Here is a 19,683-nt window from a genome sequence, read left to right on the forward strand (position 1 = left end):
GGAACCGAAAACGTGAGACTGCGCACAACCGACATCAGCATTCCCTTCGAGCGCATCTGGTTGAACGGTGAGCTGGTGCACGCACCGGACGTAGCCGGGCTGGCCGTGCTCCTGCGGCCGGCGGGCAGCCCGTTCGCGCAATCCCGTGACCTGAGGGTCGCGCACCAACTGCAGGGCGCGGGATTTGCGACACTGCTGATCAACCTCCTCACCACCTACGAGGAAGCGCGCGACCCCGATGCCCGCTTCAACGTGCCGCAGATGGCCAATCGCGTCATTGCCGTCCTCGACTGGGTCGGCCACCAGCCGCCGCTCTCCGGACTCGGAATGGGCCTGATCGCGTCCGATACGGCGAGCGGGGCCGCGATCCGCGCCGGCGGGAAGGCCGGCGAGCGGGTGGCGGCAATCGTCTGCCGGGGCGGGCGGCCCGATCTCGCCGGCCTGACGCCGCTCAACACGCTCGCCGTCCCGCTACGGATGGTCGTGGGCAGCGACGACCCCCATGCCGGGATGATCCGCCAGGCCTGCGATCATCTCCGCAGCGCACACGACTGGCACGTGCTGGCAGGCGTGTCGGAGGAATTCCGCGAACCCGGGGCCATCGAACGTTTCGGCGAGCTGGCCGCCGCATGGCTGCGCGACAAGCTGCCGCCGCCTGGGCCCGTCGAGCAGCGCATCCACGCCCCCTCTGTCGGTGCGGACGAGCAATCCGAAGGGCCTTCGGACCAATCCGCCGCGCCGCATCCCCTATAATTCGCCTCCTGATTCCGCCTCTTTCCTCCACATCCGTTCGATGTCCCGACCGCTCGACGCCCTGATTCCGCAGCTCGCCTCCCTGACTTTCCCGAAACCCGGCGTACGCCTCGACCTCCCCGCCCTTGCCGGTTCGGCCGACGCCCTCGCCGTCGCCCAGCTTGCCGCGCGCGGGCGCTGCCTGCTGCTCGTCACTGCGAACCCGCTCGACGCGCAGCGCCTGCAGGACGAGATCGCATGGCTCGCGCCCGGCGTGCGCACCCACCTGCTGCCGGACTGGGAGACGCTGCCGTACGAGAGCTTCTCGCCGCACCAGGACCTGATTTCCGAGCGGCTGTCGACGCTTTACGCAGTGAGTCGCGGCGACGCCGACATCGTGCTCGTGCCGGCCTCGACGGCGCTCTACCGCATGGCGCCGCCGGCCTTCCTCGCGGCCTACACTTTCTTCCTGAAGCAGGGCGCGAAGCTCGACGTCGACCAGCTGCGCAACCAGATGGCCGTCGCCGGCTACACCCACGTCACGCAGGTCGTCAGCCCCGGCGAATTCTCGGTGCGCGGCGGGCTGGTCGACCTATACCCGATGGGCGCGGCCCTGCCCTTCCGCATCGACCTCTTCGACGACGAAGTCGAGAGCATCAAGACCTTCGACCCCGACACCCAGCGCACGGTCTATCCGGTGCCGGAAATCCGCATGCTGCCTGCGCGCGAATTCCCGATGGACGAGAAGGGGCGCACGCACTTCCGCAGCCGCTTCCGCGAAACCTTCGAGGGCGACCCCTCGCGCGTGTCGCTCTACAAGGACGTGTCGAACGGCATCGCGCCCGCCGGCATCGAGTACTTCCTGCCGCTGTTCTTCGACGACACCGCGACGCTGTTCGACTACCTGCCGTCCGACACCGCGGTGGTCCTGCATCGCGACGTTCCTGCCGCGATCGAGGAGTTCTGGCGCGACACGCGCTCACGCTACGACTTCCTCAAGGGCGACCGCACGCGCCCGGTCCTGCCGCCGGAAGCGCTGTTCCTCGGGCAGGAATCCTTCTTCACCGCACTCAAGGATCGCCCGCGCATCCAGATCGGCGCGCCGGACGCGAGCACCGAGGCTGCCGCAGCATCGCCCCTGCCCGACCTTTCGGTCGAGCGCAAGGCAAGCGATCCGCTGCACCGCTTCAAGACTTTCCTCGAAGGCGACTGGGCTCGGAGCGGCGGGCGCGTGCTGGTGCTGGCCGACGCGCCGGGCCGGCGCGAGACGATGGCGGAATTCTTCGCCGAGTACGGCGTAAAGCCCGCCGCAAGCGCGGATTTCGCAGGTTTTCTCGCGTCCGCCGAGCCGCTCGCGCTGGGCGTCGGCCCGCTCGCGACCGGCTTTCTGCTGCCGGACGCGAAGCTCGCGATCATCACCGAATCGGAACTCTACGCAGCCACCACCCGCACGCGCGCACGCCGCGACACGCGCAAGGCGGCCACGATGGAGGGCTGGCTGCGCGACCTCTCCGAATTGAAGCCGGGCGACCCCGTCGTGCATGAATCGCACGGCATCGGCCGCTACCTCGGCCTGCTCCACATGGATCTCGGCGAAGGGCAGACCGAGTTCCTGCACCTCGAATACGCCAACGGCGACAAGCTCTACGTGCCGGTCGCGCAGCTGCACGTGATCTCGCGCTACGCCGGCGCCGACCCGGAAGCGGTCGAGCTGCACCGCCTCGGCTCCGGCCAGTGGGACAAGGCCAAGAAGAAGGCCGCGATGCAGGTGCGCGACACCGCCGCCGAGTTGCTCGCCCTGTACGCGCAACGCGCGGCGCGTCCCGGCCACCGCTTCGACTTCAAGCAGCACGACCTCGACGCCTTCGCCGAAGGCTTCGGCTTCGAGACCACGCCGGACCAGCAAGGCGCGATCGACGCCGTCATCGCCGACATGCAGTCGGGCCGCCCGATGGACCGCCTCGTGTGCGGCGACGTCGGCTTCGGCAAGACCGAAGTCGCGCTGCGCGCCGCCTTCATCGCGGTGGCCGACGGCAAGCAGGTCGTCGTGCTGACGCCCACCACGCTGCTCGCCGAACAGCACTACCAGACCTTCGCCGACCGCTTCGCCGACTTCCCGATCCGCATCGCCGAACTGTCGCGCTTCAAGAGCGCCAAGGAACAGGCGGAAGCGCTGAAGCTGCTCGGCGAAGGCAAGGTCGACATCATCATCGGCACGCATCGCCTGCTGCAGAAGGACGTCCAGTTCAAGCGCCTCGGCCTCGTCATCATCGACGAGGAACACCGCTTCGGCGTGCGCCAGAAGGAGGCCCTGAAGGCGCTGCGCAGCGAAATCGACATCCTGACGCTCACGGCGACGCCCATCCCGCGCACGCTCGGCCTCGCGCTCGAAGGCCTGCGCGAGTTCTCGGTGATCGCGACCGCGCCGCAGAAGCGCCTCGCGATCAAGACCTTCGTGCAGCGCCACAGCAAGAGCATCGTGCGCGAAGCGGTGCTGCGCGAGTTCAAGCGCGGCGGCCAGGTGTACTTCCTGCACAACGAAGTCGAGACCATCGAGAACGTACGCAACGACCTCGCCGAGCTGCTGCCCGAGGCGCGCATCGTCGTCGGCCACGGCCAGCTGCCCGAGCGCGAACTCGAACGCGTGATGCGCGACTTCACCGCGCAACGCGCCAACCTGCTGCTGTGCACGACCATCATCGAGACCGGCATCAACATCCCCACCGCCAACACCATCATCATCAACCGCGCCGACCGCTTCGGCCTCGCCCAGCTGCACCAGCTGCGCGGCCGCGTCGGCCGCAGCCACCACCAGGCCTACGCCTACCTGCTCACCGACGCCCACGCCAAGCCCACCGCACAGGCGCAGAAGCGCCTCGAAGCGATCACGATGATGGAAGAGCTGGGCTCCGGCTTCTACCTCGCGATGCACGACCTGGAGATCCGCGGCGCCGGCGAAGTGCTCGGCGAGAACCAGTCCGGCGAAATCCAGCAGGTGGGCTTCAGCCTGTACACCGAGATGCTCAAGCGCGCCGTGCGCGACCTGCAGGCCGGCAAGGAGCCCGACCTGACCCAGCCGCTGGAAGTCGTCTCCGAGATCAACCTGCACACCCCGGCACTGCTGCCCAACGACTACTGCCCCGACGTGCAGGAGCGCCTGACGCTCTACAAGCGCCTCGCCAACTGCGAGGCCGACGACGAACTGCGCAGCCTGCAGGAAGAGCTGATCGACCGCTTCGGTGAACTGCCCCCGCAGACCCAGGCGCTGATCGAATCGCACCGCCTGCGCCTGCTCGTGAAGCCCTTCGGCGTCGCCAAGCTCGACGCCAGCGACGCGCAGATCAGCGTCCAGTTCGGCCCCAATCCGCCCATCGACCCTGCGAAGGTGATCTTCCTGATCCAGAAGGATCGCAACACCAAGATGTCCGGGCCTGACCGCCTGATCCGGAAGGCGAGTCTGCCCAACCTGAAGCAGCGCGTGCAGGGCATCCGGGAGTTGCTGGAGGCGGTAAGGGCGTAAATCGCAGGGCGAGCCACAGTCGCGCACTGGCGTGTGATAATTTCACGAACTGACGATTGGATTCCTATCAATGAAGCATCCCACCTTCGAGTGTCTGGGCGAACAATATCCTTCCCATCTCGAAGAGAAATTCGATCGCATCCTCACGCGCATCGAGTTCCTGTGGGACACGCCCGAGATCCACGACTACTTCAGCGATCTCCTGATCGACAAACGCGGCGGCCGGCAGGGCTTTCCGCCCCAGGTGCTCGCCGACATCATCAGACTGCGGGAATTCCGCGAGCTGGAGACGTTCCGCCAGGCCGAGCGCCGCGAACACGCGGTCCGCGAACTGGCCGACCGCGGCGTCCTTGTCGACCGCGAGGCCTTCCTGAGCGCGCTGCGCGCCGGCGACCGCGAACTCGTCGATCTCCTCGTGCGAGCCGGATTCAATATCCACTGCACCGAGGTCGACGGCACGCCGCCGCTGCTCTATGCACTGAAGAAAGGCTTCACGGTCATCGCCAGCATCCTCGTTAACGCCGGCGCGGACGTGAACGCCCGCGATCGCCTGGGCCTCACGCCGCTGCTGGTCGCCTGCGGCAAACCGACCCAGGGTTATCGCAGCATCGCGGAGGCGCTCATCCTCCGCGGCGCACAGGTGAACGTGCGCGACCCGCTGGGCAACACACCCTTCCTCCTGTCCCTGTCGGGCGGGGTCGTCGACATCGCCGAGCTGCTGGCCGAACGCGGGGCGGACATCTTCGCGAGCACGCGCAAGGGCGAATCCGCGCTCGCGCTGGCACGCAGGCTCGACACCCCGGAGGGCGCACGCGTTGCCGAACTGATCCGCGAAAAAGGCGCCACGCGCTAAGCTAAGCTGCTAGTGCGGCAAGCAAATACGTAACGTCAGGTCGAGCGCTGCACGGTGGCTCGCGCGGGCATCCCCCCGTTACGCCGCGAAGCCACAGGAGGGAAATCATGAACCCCAGGCTGACGCTCATCACTCTCGCGGTCGACGACCTCGAACGCGCCCTGCACTTCTACCGCGACGGACTCGGCCTCGCGACCGCGGGAATCGTCGGCACCGAGTTCGAATACGGCGCCGTGGCCTTCTTCGACCTTCAGCCGGGCCTGAAGCTCGCCGTCTGGCCGCGGACCAGCCTCGCCCGCGATGCCGGAATCGGCGTCGGCGCCCGCTCTTCGACCGAATTCTCGCTCGCGCACAATGTCGCGAGCAAACAGGAGGTCGACGCAGTCATGGAGCAGGCACGGCGTGCCGGTGCGCGAATCGTCAAGCCGGGGGGCGACACCTTCTGGGGCGGCTACGCCGGCTACTTCGCTGATCCGGACGGCCACCTGTGGGAAATCGCCTGGAACCCGCAGCTCGAAATCGCGGAATAGATCCGGCGCATCGAGTCCCGCCGGACGGATGTGCCGATCCCGGCGGAATCAGAACAGGAACGGCTGCCGCGCCGCCGGGCCGGTCGCCTCGACCGCGAAGACCTTGGCCTGGCGCGGCTTGATCCACACCGTCTTGCCGACCGGCAGGTCCAGGCTGGCGGCCCGCTCGCGCGTCAGCTCCACCTCGATCGTCTCGCCGTCGTGCTCGAGCTCGACGCGCACGACCGGCCCGATGCGGTGCACATGGAGCACGCCCGCGGTCATCCCGCCCTTCAGGGGCGCGACGTCGAGCTCGATGTCATGCGGGCGCACGAAGGCGATCGACCCCGATCCGGGCTCCTCCCCTTCGCGCTCGACCTCCGCCCACGCCCCGTGCAGGCGGCTGTGGAAGACGTTCACGTTGCCGAGGAATTGGTACACGAACGGCGACGCCGGACTCGAATAGACCTCGTCGGGCGAGCCGATCTGCTCGATGTGGCCGCGGTTCATCACGACCACGCGGTCCGCGACTTCGAGCGCCTCCTCCTGATCGTGCGTCACGAACACCGACGAGATGTGCATCTCGTCGTGCAGGCGGCGCAGCCAGCGGCGCAGCTCCTTGCGCACCTTGGTGTCGAGCGCCCCGAACGGCTCGTCGAGCAGCAGCACTTTCGGCTCGACCGCGAGTGCGCGGGCGAGCGCGATGCGCTGGCGCTGGCCGCCCGATAGCTGCGACGGATAGCGCGGCGCCAGCCAGTCGAGCTGCACGAGCTTCAGCAGGCCCATCACGCGCTCACGGATCTCGGCCTCGCTCGGCCGGTCCTTGCGCGGCCGCACGCGCAGCCCGAACGCGACGTTCTCGAACACCGACATGTGGCGGAACAGCGCGTAATGCTGGAACACGAAGCCGACCTGGCGCTCGCGCGCGTGGATGTGCGTCGCCTCCTGCCCGCCGAACAGCACGGCGCCGGCGTCCGGTGTTTCCATACCGGCGATGATGCGCAGCAGGGTCGTCTTGCCGCAGCCCGACGGGCCCAGCAAGGCAACAAGTTCGCCGGTCGGGATGTCGAGGGACAGGTTGTCGAGCGCGGCGAAGTTGCCGAAGCGCTTGCTGATGTTGCGGATTTCGATGCTCATGGACGCTCCGTGGCCGGGATCGGCGGCAGTTCGGTCTTTTCCGGCGGCAGCTCGGCCGTCAGCATTTCGGTTTCCTTGCGCATGCGCCACTCGACGATGGTCTTCGCGACCAGCGTCACCAGCCCCAGCATCGCAAGCACCGTCGCCGCGGCAAAGGCGCCGATCTGGTTGTACTCGTTGTAGAGAATCTCGACGTGCAGCGGCAGCGTGTTCGTCTCGCCGCGGATGTGCCCCGACACGACGCTCACCGCGCCGAACTCGCCCATCGCGCGGGCGTTCGCGAGGATCACGCCGTACATCAGGCCCCACTTGATGTTCGGCAGCGTCACGCGCCAGAACATCTGCCACCCCGACGCACCGAGCGAGATCGCGGCCTCCTCCTCCTCGCGGCCCTGCGCCTGCATCAGCGGGATCAGCTCGCGCGCGACGAAGGGGAAGGTCACGAACAGGGTGGCGAGCAGCATCCCCGGCAGCGCAAAGATGATCTTGATATCGTTGGCGGCGAGCCACGAACCGAAGAAGCCCTGTGCGCCGAACAGGATGATGAAGATCAGGCCGGCGACGACGGGAGACACCGCGAACGGCAGGTCGATCAGCGTCGTCAGCAGGCTCTTGCCGCGGAATTCGAACTTCGCGATCGCCCACGCCGCGGCGACGCCGAAAGCGATGTTGAACGGCAGCACGAGCGCCGCGATCGTCAGCGTCAGCAGCATCGCCGAGCGCGCCTCGCTGTCCTTCAGCGCCTCCCAGTACGCCTGCGCGCCCTGCGCGAACGCTTCCCAGAACACCGCGATCAGCGGCAGCACGAGGAACAGGAACAGGAAGCCGAGGGCGACGGCTATCAGCAGCAGGCGGACCCAGCGCGGTTCCGCAGTGGCACGACGGGGGGTCATGGACGGGCCTCCACCAGTGCGGCAGGAACAGCGAGCGCCGCGACCGGCGCCTCACCGCCCTTCACATGGCGGTTCGCGGCCCACCATTGCAGCAGGTTGATCACGAGCAGCATGACGAAGGAGATGACCAGCATCACGACCGCGAGCGAGGTTGCGCCCAGCAGGTCGTATTGCTCGAGCTTGGAGATGATCAGCAGCGGCGTGATCTCGGAGATCAGCGGCATGTTGCCCGCGATGAAGATCACCGACCCGAACTCGCCGATCGCGCGCGAGAACGCGAGCGTGAAGCCGGTCAACCACGCCGGGAAGATGCCCGGCAACAGCACGCGCGTGAACGTCTGCCAGCGCGTCGCGCCCAGCGACGCGGCGGCCTCCTCGACCTCGGCTTCGATATCCTCGATCACCGGCTGCAGGGTGCGGACGACGAAGGGCAGCGTGACGAAAATAAGTGCGACGACGATGCCCAGCGGCGTGAAGGCGACCTTGATGCCGACCCTGGCGAGAAACTGCCCGACCCAGCCGTTCTCCGCGTACAGCGTCGCGAGCGTGATGCCGGCGACCGCGGTCGGCAGCGCGAAGGGCAGGTCGACCAGCGCATCGACGAAGCGTTTGCCCGGAAAGGAATAACGCACCAGCACCCAGGCCACGATCAGCCCGAACACGGCGTTGATGATCGCCGCGAACAGCGACGCCCCGAAGGTCACGCGGTACGACGCCATCGCGCGCTCGGCGGTGGCGATCTCCCAGAAGCTGCTCCAGCTCAGCTTGCCGGTCATGAGGATCATGCCGGCGAGCGGAATCAGCACGAGGAGCGTCAGGTAGGTCAGCGTGTAGCCCAGCCCCAGACGGAAGCCGGGCAGCACGCCATCCCGTTTGGCGGGAGCGGGAAACATGTTGTCGATCGAACGATGAAAGCCTGCAGGCAAAAAGCGAAGCGGCCCGCGATGGGGCCGCCGGTCGCGGGAAATATGCAATTTTACTTCTGAGCGTAAATCTGGTCGAACGTGCCGCCATCCCTGAAGTGCCGGGCCGACGCCTTGCTCCAGCCCCCGAAGACCTCATCCACGGTGAAGGTCTTGATCGCCGGGAACTGCGCGGCATGCTTCTTCAGGATCTCGGGATTACGCGGACGCAGGTAGTTGGCCGCGGCATTCTCCTGGCCTTCCGGCGACCACAGGTACTCGAGATAGGCCTGCGCGAGCTTGCGCGTGCCTTTCTTGTCGACGACCTTCTCGACGATCGCGACGGGGAACTCCGCGAGAATCGACATGCTGGGGTACACGACCTCGAATTCGCCGCGCCCGAATTCCTTTGCGATCAGCTCGGCCTCCGACTCGAAGGTGACCAGCACGTCGCCGAGCTTGCGCTGCATGAAGGTCGTGGTCGCGTCACGTCCCCCGGAACCGAACAGCGGCGCGTTCTTCAGCCAGTTGGCGACGAATTCCTGCGCGGTCTTCTCGTTGCCGCCGGGCTGCTTCAGCGCATAGCCCCATGCGGCCAGGTAGGAGTAACGGCCGTTGCCGGTATTCTTCGGGTGCGGAATGATCACCTGCACCGCGCCCGGCTTCGCGATGTCGTTCCAGTCCTTGATCCCCTTGGGATTGCCCTTGCGCACGATGAAGACCATCGTCGAGGTATACGGTGAGGCGTTGTCGGGGAACTTCTTCGGGTAATCCTTCGCGACCAGCCCCTTCTCAGCGAGGAAATCGACGTCGGTCGCCTGGTTCATCGTCACCACGTCGGCCTCGAGGCCGTCGGCGACCGCGCGCGCCTGCTTCGACGAACCGCCGTGCGACTGGCGCAGTTCGACGGTCTCGCCGGTCTTCTCCTTCCAGTGCTTCTGGAAAAGCGGGTTGTAATCCTTGTAGACATCGCGGGCCACGTCGTAGGAAACGTTGAGCAGGTTCGGCTGGGCGTACGCGCCGGTTGCAAAGGCGAACCCGGCTGCGAGCAACAGGCTGGTCAGTTTCTTCATGCTGGATCCGATAGCGAACGATGAATGGAGAAGGCCTTGACGATAGCCGATGCCAGAAAACGTGACAACGCATGAAACCTTATTTCCATATAACCAAATTTGCAAATACCGATGGATCCGGGGCACCCGTCCGTGACCGGATATAATCCGCCCCTTTCGCGAAGGGGCCCGCACGGCGCATGACGCGCCACATGGCGGCCCCGCGTCTCCCCCAGGACACCCGATGAGACAGAAAGCCCCGGCCTACGTGATCGGCCACATCACGATCAAGGACCGCGCCAGATGGGACGAGTACCGTTCCCGCGTGCCCGGCACGCTGGAGGGATGGGGCGGGGAGCTGGTGCTGCGCGGCAAGCGCGTGACGGTGCTCGGCGGCGAACATGCGCACACGGATACCGTCGTCCTGCGTTTTCCCGACATCGACTCGCTCAACGGCTGGTTCAACTCGCCCGTGTATCAGGCCCTCATCCCGCTGCGCGAACAGGCTGCCGACGTCGTCCTGATTTCCTATGAAAGCTGAGCGGAACGCAGCGTCCGCGGCGGGCTGGTCACCGCTGTTCGGCGCATGGCTCGTGGCAGCCTCGTCCCTGCTCGGCGCGCTCTTCCTCGGCGAGGTCATGGACCTGCCACCCTGCGTGCTGTGCTGGTGGCAACGCATCGCGATGTTTCCGCTGGTGCTGATCCTGCCGGCCGGCATGTTCCCGCTCGACCGCAACGTCATTCGCTACGCATTGCCCCTGGCGCTCGCCGGCTGGATGGCCGCCCTCTTCCACGTCCTGCTCGTCGCCGGCGTGATTCCCGAGCGCATCCAGCCGTGCTCGCGCGGGGTGTCGTGCAAGGAAATCCAGATCGAATGGTTCGGCTTCCTGACCATTCCGATGCTGTCCCTGATTGCCTTCTCCCTGATCGTCGGATTGCTGCTTCTCGCCAAACACAGGATGTCCAGATGAACCAGAAGTACATTTTCGGAATCGCCGCGGCACTGATGGTGGCGGTGTTCGCCACCGCAACCCTCGTTCATGACTCGGAAAAGAAAGCCCACCGCGCCCAGGTCGCCGAGCAGAATACGCCCGCCCTTGTTCGGGATCACTCGCCAACGCTGGGCGAAGCCGAGGCGCGCGTGCATATCGTCGAGTTCCTCGATCCCGCCTGCGAGACCTGCCGCGACTTCTTCCCCTACGTCAAACAGCTGATGGCCGCAGCCCCCGGCCGCATCCGCGTGACCGTGCGCTACGCGCCCTTCCACGACGGATCTGAGCAGGTCGTGAAGCTGCTGGCGGCGGCAAAGCTCCAGGGCAAGTTCTGGGAAACTCTCGAGGCGCTGTTTACGGCGCAACCGAACTGGGCGTCGCACCACGATCCGCAGCCCGAGCTGGTATGGAACTTCATCAACGGCGTCGGCCTGGATATCGCCAGGCTGAAGACCGACATGGCCGACCCGGCGATCGATGCGGCCGTGAAGCAGGATCTCGCCGATGCGCGCACCTTGAACGTCACGCAGACACCGGAGTTCTTCGTCAACGGGCGCCCGATGCCCAGCTTCGGCTACGAGCAGCTCAAGCAACTCGTCGAGGAAGAATTGGAAGCCAGCTACTGAACGATACGCTAACCCGCCCGCACCAAAAAAACCGGCCCTGCCATGAGAGGCAGGGCCGATTGCATTTCGAGGAATCCCGGGGCCGGGGCGACGCGTGAGCGTCGTCTCCCCGCCACACCCGATCCTTACTGGCGGATACCTTCGATCGACAGGGCGATCTCGACAGAATCGCCAACGACGCGCGGCAGGCCGTAGTTCATGCCGAAATCGCTGCGCTTGATCGTAGCGACGCTTTCGAAACCCGCACGGGTGTCGCCGCGCGGCCCCTTCCCGGCCCCCGTCAGCTTCAGGTCGAAATCGACGGCCTTGGTGATGCCGTGAATCGTCAGGTTGCCCGAGAGAACGCCCTCACCCTTGTTGTTCCAGCGCACCCGCGTCGATTCGAAAGTCATGTTCGGAAACTGGGCGGCGTCAAAGAAATCCGCGCTCTTGAGGTGATCTTCGAGCTTCTGGTGCTTGGTATTGACGCTGGAGATCGGCACCGTCGCACTGACTGCGCTTTCGGTGGGTTTCTGGCCGACCACGAAGGTGCCCTTGATGTCGTCGAAGCGGCCCATGAAGCGGCTCACGCCGAGATGCGAGATGAAGAAATAGACGTGCGAGTGGGCGACGTCGATGACGTAATCCCCCGGCACGAGCTCGTCCGCGGCCGGCTTGGCAGCGGTGGCGGTGCGTGCAACCGTCTTGGTCGCAACGGCACCGGAAGCCGAGTGCTGCGCGTATGCGGGCAGTGCAAGGGAGGCTCCCAGTGCCAAGGTCAGGAGCAGTGGGCGGATAGCGATGCGCATGGCTTTTCCTTCTCGTGAAAGTGCCGGTTGAATCCGAAATATTCAGGGACCGAAAGTCTCAGCGGGAGCGCGCCTTGAGGCGGACGATCATCGCTTCCATCGTCACGCGCATGCGCTCGAGCGAGGCCGCAAGACGTTCGAAATCCTTGACCCCGCCTGCCTCGAATTTCTTGCCGAGGTCGCCCAGGCTCATCTTGTCGGCAGACTCGACGAGCGATTCGAGCGGCCGGGTGATCGACGCGGGAATCGTCGTGAGGAGGCCGGCCGCCAGCAGCAGGCCGGCGATGGCGAAGCCGATGTTCACGTAACTGACGACGTTGAAGTTGCTGCGGATGCGCTGATAGGCCAGGGCGGACTCTTCGGCGCGAGCGCTTGCCAATTTCGTCGCCCCCTGGATCAGGACGGTATCGAAGCGCTCGACGACGGGGCGAAGTTCCTCGTTGGCGCGCACCGCCTTGTTATAGGTCTGGGATCTGCCCCCGGCACCTTCGTCGAGTATCGACACGTCGTAACTGAAGCCTTCGATGATGTGGGTGAAGCCCTGCTGGTAATCGTCCAGCGCCGCTTTCCACTGGGTGAATGCCGTGGCGTCGCCCGGCAGGTAGATGCCCTTGCTGTTGGCCACCATCGCCTCGAGCTGGCCGAGGACGCGCCCGTACGTGGCGTTCCAGCTCTCGAGCACCTTGTTGCGCCCGTCGACGTCGCCGACATAGATCAGGTATTCCTTTTCCAGTCGCCGCAACTGTTGCGCCGAGGCGAGCAGGTCGGTGATTTCGCTCGTCGCGATGAAGTTGCGGTTCACGGCGGCGTCGACCAGCCCCTGGGTGCGCGAACCGTAGAAAAAACTGGCGGCGCCTTGCACGAGGATGAAGGCGAGCAGGACGGAGAAGCCGAGGATCAGCTTGTTGCGGATGGACATGGCGGTCACGCGTTTGGAGTTGAGAGGAGTCCGGCCACAAGTTCCTTGACGATGGCATCGCGGTCCACCGTTTCGGGCAGCTCCCGTTGCAGGCGGGCGAGAAAGCTCATCAACTGCCGTGGAGCCAGTTCTCCGTCCTCGAAACCGAGATCGAAGAGAACGTCGTCGACAATGATTTCGGCCAAAACACCTATCTCTCGCGAGAGGCGCTCGACGGTGAGCTGCTTCCAGGACGGATTTACTGACATCGGATATTTCGCAGTTTGCCGGATGCACGACATCCGGCGTGGAACTTGTAAGTGAATATTACCGGTATGAATCCCGGCCGATCAACAACAAACGGCATTGGAATGCCATAAAATCTTTCACACTCAAACACAATATTTCATTAATCCGCGCCCCGCCTTGTTTCCGCCCTGCCCAGGCACTTCGCCACGAGAATGTAACAAATTATCGGTAGCCTCCCGGTCCTGCCCATCCATCGATCGACCGGACACCCGTGCTGCGCTCCATCCTTCTCGGCAAATACCGCGTGCTCGTGTTTGCCGTCGCTGCGTTTTTCCTCGTGAACGTCGGCGTCTTCACGCTGAACTTCGTCCTGCTGCAACACGTCGAGCGCGACGCGGCGAGCATCAACGAAGGCGGCAAGCTGCGCGGATACTCGCAGCAGCTTGCCAAGGCCTTGCTCACGCTGTCGCATGAGTCGCTCGCCGGCGACCCCGTGCAGACGAGCCAGGCGCAGATCTCGGAAGCCTACCAGGCCTTCGACGAGGCGCTGGCGCAGGTGCAGGCCTTCGCGGCAGCAGCGGAGGACCATTCCGTGCTCGAACAGGCGGAAAAGCTCGATCGCCAGTGGCAGCCCTTGCGTGACGCCGCCATCGCGCTGCTGGGCGAGGCGGTTCCGGCCCCGGACGCGATCGAGAGCGCCGTCATCCTGAGCAACACTCGCAACGTGCGCCTGCTGCAGCTGGCCGACGACCTGACCGAGGAACAGGAACGCATTGCGGCGGACCGGGCACACTGGATGCGTACGCTGCAATCGGGTGCGATCGGGGCGGCGCTGCTGATGTTCGTCTTCATCGTGCTGCACGTTGCGCGCCGCCTGTTTCGCAGCGACCGCGCCGCGGAACAGTCGCGGCGCGAAATGACGGACATCCTGCGCACGGTGCGCGAGGGGCTTTTCCTGATCGACCGCAATGGCCTCGTCGGCATGCAGCGCTCGGATCATCTCGCCAAGGTGATTCCACAGCCGCTTGCCGCCGGGGACAACTTCCTCGTGACGCTGGCGGCACTGGTTTCGCCGGACACGATGGATTCGGCGCGGCAGTACATCGAGCTGCTGCTGAACGAGCGCGTGAAACCGGCCCTGCTCGCGGATCTCAATCCGCTGCAGCGGGTCGAGCTCAACCGGCAGGGCAGCGCACGCCCGAAGTACCTGAACTTCAGTTTCCAGCCGGTGCGCGGCGACGCGGGCGAAGGCATTACCGGTCTGCTCGTCGCCGTGGCCGACGTGAGCCAGGAGGTGCGGCTCGAGCACGAACTGGCCAGCGCCGAGGAGCGCGCACGCAGCGAAGTGGCGCTGCTCCTCCAGGTGCTGGACAACGATCCGGACGACGTGGACCGCTTCCTCGGCGACGCCAGGGCGAAACTCGATCGCCTGAACACGACACTGCGCGACGTGAGGCCCGACTCGCGGGAGTATGCGGCGGTGGTGACTGGGGTGTTCCGCGACGTTCACTCGATCAAGGGCGAGGCGGCGGCGCTCTCGATCGGCACCGTGACGGCACAGACCCACCGCTTCGAGGAGGCCCTGACCGGGCTGCGCAACCGCCGGACGCTCACGGGCGACGACCTGATCCCCGTCGCCACCGGTATCGGGCACCTGCTGCAGGAGCTCTCCAGGGTCGAAGCGGTGATCTCGCGCATCGCAGCCTTCGCCCGCCAGCCGGCCGATGCCGGCGGCGGTGCGATTCACGCCGGGACGCCCGCAGCGGAAGATGGCGTGTTCCAGTCGATGCAGCGGATCCAGCGGCTCGCGCTTGCCGTGGCGTCCGACCTGAACAAGAAGGTGCGCGTCGAAACCTCGCTTCCCCACGTTGGGGTGATTCCCGAGCCGGTTCATCGGCTTCTGCGTGAAGGGCTGCCGCAGCTCGTCAGGAATGCGGTGGTGCACGGCATCGAGGCATCGGACGAGCGGCGGCGCGCCGGCAAGCACGAGGAAGGCCGTTTGCGCATCGAGCTCGTGCGCTCCGCGGACGGCAGCCTGGAGCTCACGGTGGCCGATGATGGCCGCGGCATCGACGTACATGCGCTGCGCAGCCGACTGGTCGAAAGCGGGCACCGCACCGCCGAGCAGGTCGCCGCGATGAGCGACCGGGACGTCGTCGCGACACTGTTCGAACCGGGGGTTTCCACCGCCACCACCGTCGATGAGCACGCCGGCCGCGGCGTCGGCCTGGACGTGGTCGGGACGCTGGCACGCGAAACCGGCGCACGACTGCGGCTGGCGTCGTCACCGAGCGAATACACGCGTTTCACCCTGCAATGGAGTCCTGCATGAAGGCAAGACTGTTGATCGTCGATGACTCGATGGTCATCCGGAATCTGATCGCACGCCAGATGCTGGACGAGCGTCTGCCGCCGATCGATCTGGTGGGACTCGCCGGCGATGGCGAACAGGCGCTGACGATTGCGACGGCGCGGAAACCCGACTTCATCACGATGGACCTGACGATGCCCAACATGGACGGCGAAGCCTGCATCGAACGGCTCGCCGAGGTCCTGCCGAGCGCGCGCATCATGGTGGTGTCGGCGCTGAGCGACAAGACCACCGCACTGCGCGCCATCAGCAAGGGCGCACATGGTTTTCTGCACAAACCTTTCACCGAAGAACAACTGGTTGCCGCCCTGCTGGAGCTGATGAGTTGAACTACCGCGCGCTGACCCACGAGGACATCGAGGTCTTTTCCGAAGCCATCTCGGTTTTCTTCCTCAACATGACGCACGAAGCGGCGGTCGTTCGCACGGCTTACATCCTCGACGGCACCTCTGCGCCGCTATGGGGCGATTTCAACGGCGTGATCGACGTTTCCGGGGGGTTTCGCGGCAGCATCACGTTCTCGGCACCCTACGGAATGCTGTCGCGGGTTCTGGAGGCGATCGGCGAGCGCGAGCACTCGGTCGATCGCTGCCTGGACGTCGTCGGCGAGATCGCCAACATGATGTCGGGCCGGGCAAGGCGCCATTTCGGCGAGGAACTGGCGATCTCGACGCCCGCCTCCCGCCTGCGCACCGCAGCTCCCACGCCGGTGCAGGCAGCCGGCGCCCCGTTCGCGATCCCGCTGCGCTGGCACAACTTCGAGGCCAACCTCGTCGTGCATCTCGACATCCGTCGCTGAGCGCTGATCCGATCCCCCGTGCGGTGCTACTCCTCCGCGCGGAGGGCCGCACCCATCGAACGCATGCATTCTCCGGCCCATGCGCCTAATATGCGGAACTCCCCCATCCCGCAGCGGCCCTGACGCGACCTCACCGATTCCGGCGGGCCCGCACACGATCCGATTCATGACGAAAATCTCCGCAAGATTCCCGGTCGTCGACGCCCAGGTGTCACCCACCGGACGCATGGAAGTGCTTTCCCGCACCGAGGCCGCCCGCCTCTCCAGCCAGGGCCACGGCGGCCTGCGCGAGCTCTTCCGCAACTGCGCCCTCGCCGTTCTCAACTGCGGCAATCCGCTCGACGACGGCAAGGAGCTGCTCGCGCGCTACCCCGATTTCGAGATCCACATCATCCAGCGCTCGCGCGGCATCAAGCTGGACATCCGCAATGCGCCGGCAAGTGCCTTTGTCGACGGCACGATGATCCGCGGCATACAGGAACATCTCTTCGCGGTGCTGCGCGATGTCCTGTATGTCAGCAGAGAGGCCGAAGGAACGGCCGGCGCCGCACCGACGCGTTTCGACTTCGGCACGTCCGAGGGCATCACGGACGCCGTGTTCCAGATCCTACGCAATGCGGGGATCATGCAGCCGGTCACCCAGCCCAGCGTCGTGGTGTGCTGGGGCGGACATTCGATCAGCGGCGCGGAGTACGACTACACGAAGCGCGTCGGCTACGAACTGGGCCTGCGCGGGCTGGACATCTGCACCGGCTGCGGGCCCGGTGCGATGAAGGGGCCGATGAAGGGGGCAGCCATCGGGCACGCCAAGCAACGCATCGGCAAGGCGCGCTATCTCGGCTTCACCGAACCCGGGATCATCGCTGCGGAATCGCCCAACCCCATCGTGAACGACCTCGTGGTCTTCCCGGACGTCGAGAAACGGCTGGAGGCCTTCGTCCGTACCGGACACGGCTTCGTCGTGTTTCCGGGCGGGGTCGGCACGGCGGAAGAAATCCTGTACGTGCTGGGGATCCTGCTACACCCGGCCAACGTCGATCACCCGCTTCCCCTGGTCTTCACCGGCCCGAAGAGCGCCGAGGAATACTTCCGCCGCATCGACAGCTTCATCGCGGAGACGCTGGGCGACGAGGCGCGCAGCCGTTACCGCATCATCATCGACGATCCGGCCGCCGTCGCGCGCGAGATGCAGGGCGGAGTCGCAAAAGTGCGCGCCTTCCGCAAGGAATATCGCGATGCCTACTATTTCAACTGGCTGCTGCGCATCGAGCACGAGTTCCAGCACCCCTTCCGCCCGACGCACGAGAACATGCGTCGTCTCAGGCTGAACCGCAATCAGCCGCGCCACCTCCTTGCGGCGGATCTGCGTCGCGCGTTCTCGGGCGTCGTGGCCGGCAACGTCAAGAACGATGGCATTCGCGAGATCGAGCAGCATGGCCCGTTCGAGATCCATGGCGATGCAGGAATCATGGGCCCCATGGACGCGCTGCTCTCGTCCTTCGTCGCGCAGGGGCGCATGAAACTACCAGGGGCGACTTACAACCCCTGCTATGTGGTGGTCTCGGGGAAGCACAACGTAATACGGTCTTAACCATTGGCAGGTATAGTGCCGATACGAGACATCAACACCCCGAAAAATAACCATGAAAAGCCACGCAGCAGAGAACTTCCTCCCCGCAGAACCAGGTTTCCATCGCACGCGCGCCGACGGGCTCTACGATCCGATCCGCTTCGTCTTCGTGAACAAGAACATGCGCGAACACATCCTCAACGAGCGGCGGACCATACTGGATGCCCTCTCTCCCTTGAGCCGGGCGCGCCAGGAACGGATCTTCAACCAGTACGACCCGGACGAGCGACACCGCAAGTTCCGCGAGATCCTTTTGATCTATGGCCGCCCGGTAAACGCCTGAGCGAGGTGCGGCCACGCCGCACGACGATTCTCCCAAAAGCAGAACGCGGCCTCGGCCGCGTTTTGCTTTTGTCCGCCACAGCGATCAGGCTGTTCCCAAACGAAGTCGGTACTGCGTCACTCCCCGGCACGAAGATCCGCGATGCGCTGCCGCGAACCGACCGCCACACCCAGGCCGGATGAATCGGGCCTGGCGCAGGGCCGCGCCCCAACGTGCGCGGCAAGATCTGCAAGCTCCGGCGGAAAATAGAGCACGAGCTCGCAGTGCAGGCCCCCGTGGTTCTCATGCCGCATCAGTACCGCGGTCGTCGCGTTGCGATCGCCCAGTTCCCCGAATAGCGCGCACACGCGATCCAACTCGTCGCCGGCGAGCATCGCATCACCCAAATTTGCCACGAACCATTGTTCCATTCTGTCCACCACGAGATGAAACTCCACGATACCCAGAGTTGGGGCCCGAACCCCTGCTTTCCGGGCAACTCAACCCTGTTCGTCCGGGAACACCGCGCGATAGAGCGCTTCGGTCGCAAAGGCCGCGATCGGTAAGGTCACCATCAGCAGCAGGGGCACGAAGATCGACGCGATGATCGTGCTTGCCAACAGGAAACTCCACGTCAGGTTTGCCGGAATGCTGCGGAAGATGGCGCGAACACTCGCGCTCACGGCCACGACGAGATTGGCGCGGCGCTCGATGAGCAGGGGCACGGCATACGCGGTGATGCTGAACGCGATCACCGCAAAGAGTCCGCCCGCCACGACCGCGCCAACGTGGAAACGCAGAAGTTCAGCGGAAAACGGGAGCAGCATCTTCCAGCCGGTATAGCTGCGACCCAGCATGAAGCTGTAGAGGATCCCGGCATCCGTCAGCCAGATCACGAAGAGGAAGAGGCAGACAAGTACCAGGCCCCAGAGTGACGGCGGTGACTGCAGGAAGCCACCGCCCACGTCCCGCCACGTAGGTTTCCGCCCGCGGCGCTGTGCGGCCGACATGGCGAAGAAGCCCGTCAGCAATGCCGGGGCGACAATCAGGAAGCCTCCCACCAGCGGCAACGCCATCGGCGCCAGGCCGAGCGCAACCAGCAAGGAAATGAACCCCGCGCCGAGCACCGCGAATCCCCCCGCATACGCCAGCGACAGGGGGGCCGTCTGTACGAACACGCGCAGGCCCGACGACACGGCAGCAACGACCTGCCGGGGGCGGACATGCCGCGGTTCCGGGCGACTGACATTCATCGACATGGGGCACCACGTGGCAAATTGTCCATTTCATCCTAGCCCGAATCTGTCATCTGGCATCATCGGCATGCCAGCTCTGGAAGTACGCTTAAGATGCATTTTTGTTGACTCTTTTGCAAGTCCCACTATAGTCAAGTGGACCGCCGCTTTGCGCTGATGCGGAGTCAGGCGTGCAACATGCGCACAACGCATGGCGAAGGATGCCCCCGAGGAC

General features: G+C 65.4%; 21 protein-coding genes. 12 read left to right on the forward strand and 9 right to left on the reverse strand.

From position 1 onward, the window contains the following. Window positions 1–12: 12 nt before the first annotated feature. From CDA09_RS12870 to CDA09_RS12885, 4 genes are all read left to right on the forward strand, one after another. The gene (locus CDA09_RS12870; RefSeq protein WP_286164117.1) at window positions 13–753 is read left to right on the forward strand and encodes an alpha/beta hydrolase; all 741 of its coding nucleotides are present in this window, start codon (window positions 13–15) and stop codon (window positions 751–753) included. Window positions 754–793: 40 nt separating this feature from the next. Next, on the forward strand, window positions 794–4,252 hold the full coding sequence (mfd, locus tag CDA09_RS12875; RefSeq protein ID WP_121429070.1) for a transcription-repair coupling factor: 3,459 nt from the start codon (window positions 794–796) through the stop codon (window positions 4,250–4,252). Between the two features lie 70 nt (window positions 4,253–4,322). Beyond that, a complete protein-coding gene (locus CDA09_RS12880) occupies window positions 4,323–5,105 on the forward strand; it encodes an ankyrin repeat domain-containing protein (RefSeq protein WP_121429071.1) in 783 nt (260 codons plus the stop codon). Between the two features lie 107 nt (window positions 5,106–5,212). Further along, window positions 5,213–5,635, forward strand: a complete 423-nt coding sequence (locus CDA09_RS12885) for a VOC family protein (RefSeq protein ID WP_121429072.1) — start codon at window positions 5,213–5,215, stop codon at window positions 5,633–5,635. Between the two features lie 48 nt (window positions 5,636–5,683). Here CDA09_RS12885 and CDA09_RS12890 read toward each other — a convergent pair whose 3' ends face one another. The 4 genes from CDA09_RS12890 to CDA09_RS12905 all read right to left on the reverse strand — a co-directional run bounded on the left by CDA09_RS12890 (window position 5,684) and on the right by CDA09_RS12905 (window position 9,619). Continuing rightward, a complete protein-coding gene (locus CDA09_RS12890; protein WP_121429073.1) occupies window positions 5,684–6,751 on the reverse strand; it encodes a sulfate/molybdate ABC transporter ATP-binding protein in 1,068 nt (355 codons plus the stop codon). Then, entirely contained in the window at window positions 6,748–7,644 is an 897-nt protein-coding gene (cysW, locus tag CDA09_RS12895) for a sulfate ABC transporter permease subunit CysW (protein ID WP_121429074.1), read from the reverse strand. The genes CDA09_RS12890 and cysW overlap by 4 nt, the downstream gene beginning before the upstream one ends. Then, complete coding sequence (gene cysT, locus CDA09_RS12900; RefSeq protein ID WP_121429075.1) at window positions 7,641–8,537, reverse strand: sulfate ABC transporter permease subunit CysT; 897 nt, start codon at window positions 8,535–8,537, stop codon at window positions 7,641–7,643. Before cysT ends, cysW begins: the two co-directional genes overlap by 4 nt. 83 nt (window positions 8,538–8,620) lie before the next feature. After that, a complete protein-coding gene (locus CDA09_RS12905; protein WP_121429076.1) occupies window positions 8,621–9,619 on the reverse strand; it encodes a sulfate ABC transporter substrate-binding protein in 999 nt (332 codons plus the stop codon). 223 nt (window positions 9,620–9,842) lie between these two features. Between CDA09_RS12905 and CDA09_RS12910 the strand changes: the two genes are divergently transcribed. Genes CDA09_RS12910 through CDA09_RS12920 form a run of 3 tightly spaced genes read left to right on the forward strand, consistent with a single transcriptional unit; the run spans window position 9,843 to window position 11,216 of the window. Beyond that, window positions 9,843–10,139 carry a DUF1330 domain-containing protein gene (locus tag CDA09_RS12910; protein WP_121429077.1) on the forward strand — a complete coding sequence of 99 codons (297 nt, stop codon included), beginning with the start codon at window positions 9,843–9,845 and terminating at the stop codon, window positions 10,137–10,139. Next, complete coding sequence (locus CDA09_RS12915; RefSeq protein WP_121429078.1) at window positions 10,129–10,569, forward strand: disulfide bond formation protein B; 441 nt, start codon at window positions 10,129–10,131, stop codon at window positions 10,567–10,569. Before CDA09_RS12910 ends, CDA09_RS12915 begins: the two co-directional genes overlap by 11 nt. Next, window positions 10,566–11,216, forward strand: coding sequence for a DsbA family protein (locus CDA09_RS12920; protein ID WP_121429079.1), 651 nt, complete (start codon window positions 10,566–10,568; stop codon window positions 11,214–11,216). Before CDA09_RS12915 ends, CDA09_RS12920 begins: the two co-directional genes overlap by 4 nt. A 125-nt stretch (window positions 11,217–11,341) precedes the next feature. On the opposite strand, the gene CDA09_RS12925 is transcribed toward CDA09_RS12920, so the two are convergent. From CDA09_RS12925 to CDA09_RS12935, 3 genes are read right to left on the reverse strand one after another with little or no spacing between them, the layout of a single operon-like run. Further along, window positions 11,342–12,004, reverse strand: coding sequence for a YceI family protein (locus tag CDA09_RS12925; protein WP_121429080.1), 663 nt, complete (start codon window positions 12,002–12,004; stop codon window positions 11,342–11,344). Window positions 12,005–12,062: 58 nt separating this feature from the next. Further along, window positions 12,063–12,923, reverse strand: a complete 861-nt coding sequence (locus CDA09_RS12930; protein WP_121430861.1) for an MCP four helix bundle domain-containing protein — start codon at window positions 12,921–12,923, stop codon at window positions 12,063–12,065. 5 nt (window positions 12,924–12,928) lie between these two features. Beyond that, entirely contained in the window at window positions 12,929–13,171 is a 243-nt protein-coding gene (locus tag CDA09_RS12935) for a DUF8082 domain-containing protein (RefSeq protein WP_121429081.1), read from the reverse strand. Between the two features lie 251 nt (window positions 13,172–13,422). Between CDA09_RS12935 and CDA09_RS12940 the strand changes: the two genes are divergently transcribed. The 5 genes from CDA09_RS12940 (at window position 13,423) to CDA09_RS12960 (ending at window position 18,234) form a co-directional block, all read left to right on the forward strand. Continuing rightward, window positions 13,423–15,483: an ATP-binding protein gene (locus CDA09_RS12940; RefSeq protein ID WP_121429082.1), complete on the forward strand. Its 2,061-nt coding sequence runs from the start codon at window positions 13,423–13,425 to the stop codon at window positions 15,481–15,483. Further along, complete coding sequence (locus tag CDA09_RS12945; protein WP_121429083.1) at window positions 15,480–15,851, forward strand: response regulator transcription factor; 372 nt, start codon at window positions 15,480–15,482, stop codon at window positions 15,849–15,851. The genes CDA09_RS12940 and CDA09_RS12945 overlap by 4 nt, the downstream gene beginning before the upstream one ends. Next, window positions 15,848–16,321, forward strand: a complete 474-nt coding sequence (locus CDA09_RS12950; RefSeq protein ID WP_121429084.1) for a chemotaxis protein CheX — start codon at window positions 15,848–15,850, stop codon at window positions 16,319–16,321. Before CDA09_RS12945 ends, CDA09_RS12950 begins: the two co-directional genes overlap by 4 nt. Window positions 16,322–16,487: 166 nt before the next feature. After that, complete coding sequence (gene ppnN, locus CDA09_RS12955) at window positions 16,488–17,912, forward strand: nucleotide 5'-monophosphate nucleosidase PpnN (RefSeq protein WP_121429085.1); 1,425 nt, start codon at window positions 16,488–16,490, stop codon at window positions 17,910–17,912. A gap of 52 nt (window positions 17,913–17,964) precedes the next feature. Then, window positions 17,965–18,234, forward strand: a complete 270-nt coding sequence (locus CDA09_RS12960) for a hypothetical protein (protein WP_174718440.1) — start codon at window positions 17,965–17,967, stop codon at window positions 18,232–18,234. A 116-nt stretch (window positions 18,235–18,350) separates the two neighbouring features. Here CDA09_RS12960 and CDA09_RS12965 read toward each other — a convergent pair whose 3' ends face one another. Next, entirely contained in the window at window positions 18,351–18,671 is a 321-nt protein-coding gene (locus CDA09_RS12965; protein ID WP_286164118.1) for a hypothetical protein, read from the reverse strand. A 42-nt stretch (window positions 18,672–18,713) separates the two neighbouring features. Continuing rightward, entirely contained in the window at window positions 18,714–19,472 is a 759-nt protein-coding gene (locus tag CDA09_RS12970; protein WP_286164119.1) for a DUF2189 domain-containing protein, read from the reverse strand. Window positions 19,473–19,683 lie beyond the last annotated feature (211 nt).

The sequence above is a fragment of the Azoarcus sp. DN11 genome, from assembly GCF_003628555.1.
In the GTDB taxonomy this organism is placed as follows: Bacteria; Pseudomonadota; Gammaproteobacteria; order Burkholderiales; family Rhodocyclaceae; genus Aromatoleum.

Coding starts and splice junctions, on each gene's coding strand:
- mfd (WP_121429070.1), top strand. CDS start 794: ATGTCCCGACCGCTCGACGCCCTGATTCCGCAGCTCGCCTCCCTGACT.
- CDA09_RS12880 (WP_121429071.1), top strand. CDS start 4,323: ATGAAGCATCCCACCTTCGAGTGTCTGGGCGAACAATATCCTTCCCAT.
- CDA09_RS12885 (WP_121429072.1), top strand. CDS start 5,213: ATGAACCCCAGGCTGACGCTCATCACTCTCGCGGTCGACGACCTCGAA.
- CDA09_RS12890 (WP_121429073.1), bottom strand. CDS start 6,751: ATGAGCATCGAAATCCGCAACATCAGCAAGCGCTTCGGCAACTTCGCC.
- cysW (WP_121429074.1), bottom strand. CDS start 7,644: ATGACCCCCCGTCGTGCCACTGCGGAACCGCGCTGGGTCCGCCTGCTG.
- cysT (WP_121429075.1), bottom strand. CDS start 8,537: ATGTTTCCCGCTCCCGCCAAACGGGATGGCGTGCTGCCCGGCTTCCGT.
- CDA09_RS12905 (WP_121429076.1), bottom strand. CDS start 9,619: ATGAAGAAACTGACCAGCCTGTTGCTCGCAGCCGGGTTCGCCTTTGCA.
- CDA09_RS12910 (WP_121429077.1), top strand. CDS start 9,843: ATGAGACAGAAAGCCCCGGCCTACGTGATCGGCCACATCACGATCAAG.
- CDA09_RS12915 (WP_121429078.1), top strand. CDS start 10,129: ATGAAAGCTGAGCGGAACGCAGCGTCCGCGGCGGGCTGGTCACCGCTG.
- CDA09_RS12920 (WP_121429079.1), top strand. CDS start 10,566: ATGAACCAGAAGTACATTTTCGGAATCGCCGCGGCACTGATGGTGGCG.
- CDA09_RS12925 (WP_121429080.1), bottom strand. CDS start 12,004: ATGCGCATCGCTATCCGCCCACTGCTCCTGACCTTGGCACTGGGAGCC.
- CDA09_RS12930 (WP_121430861.1), bottom strand. CDS start 12,923: ATGTCCATCCGCAACAAGCTGATCCTCGGCTTCTCCGTCCTGCTCGCC.
- CDA09_RS12935 (WP_121429081.1), bottom strand. CDS start 13,171: ATGTCAGTAAATCCGTCCTGGAAGCAGCTCACCGTCGAGCGCCTCTCG.
- CDA09_RS12945 (WP_121429083.1), top strand. CDS start 15,480: ATGAAGGCAAGACTGTTGATCGTCGATGACTCGATGGTCATCCGGAAT.
- ppnN (WP_121429085.1), top strand. CDS start 16,488: ATGACGAAAATCTCCGCAAGATTCCCGGTCGTCGACGCCCAGGTGTCA.
- CDA09_RS12960 (WP_174718440.1), top strand. CDS start 17,965: ATGAAAAGCCACGCAGCAGAGAACTTCCTCCCCGCAGAACCAGGTTTC.
- CDA09_RS12970 (WP_286164119.1), bottom strand. CDS start 19,472: ATGTCGATGAATGTCAGTCGCCCGGAACCGCGGCATGTCCGCCCCCGG.